Raw genomic sequence first — 585 nt, 5'->3', positions numbered from 1 at the left:
TGAGATCGAGATGGTCACCCTTGAGGAACTCGTCCCCCAAGACCACCTCCTGCGCAAAATCGACAAGTTCATCTCCTTTGAATTCATTCGCGACAAGGTTCGCCACTGCTATTGCCCAGACAATGGCCGCCCCGCCATCGACCCGGTTCTTTTCTTCAAGATGCTCTTCATCGGCTATCTCTTTGGCATTCGCAGTGAGCGCCGTCTGGTTCAGGAAATTCACCTCAACGTGGCCTATCGCTGGTTCTTGCGCATGCGGCTGACCGACAAGGTTATCGATGCCTCCAGCTTCTGCCAGACCCGCCGTCGCCGCTTTGCCGAGTCCTCCATCTATCAGGAAATCTTCGATGAAATCGTCAATCAGGCCATGAACTACCGGATGGTCGGCGGCCGGGTTCTCTATACCGACAGCACCCACCTGCAAGCCAATGCCAACAAGAAAAAGCTGACCGAGGTCGAGGTCACTGTCACCCCCAAAGCCTATCTTGATGAGCTGGAGCAGGCTATCGATGAGGACCGAAAACAACATGGGAAAAAACCGCTGCGCCGCCGGGTAAAAGCCGCACAATCGGAGCAATCGGAGCA

The 585-nt window shown here is 55.0% G+C and carries 1 protein-coding gene; it reads left to right on the top strand.

Annotated elements, in window-relative coordinates:
- Positions 1–585, top strand: a 585-nt coding sequence (locus tag BN1117_RS05165) for a transposase (RefSeq protein WP_244463513.1), incomplete at both ends; no start/stop codon positions are given.

It is taken from the genome of Aeromonas australiensis, from assembly GCF_000819725.1.
GTDB classification, from domain to species: Bacteria; Pseudomonadota; Gammaproteobacteria; order Enterobacterales; family Aeromonadaceae; genus Aeromonas; species Aeromonas australiensis.
Note: the sequence above shows the minus strand (reverse complement) of the source record. Positions and strands in the feature narration are given on the sequence as shown.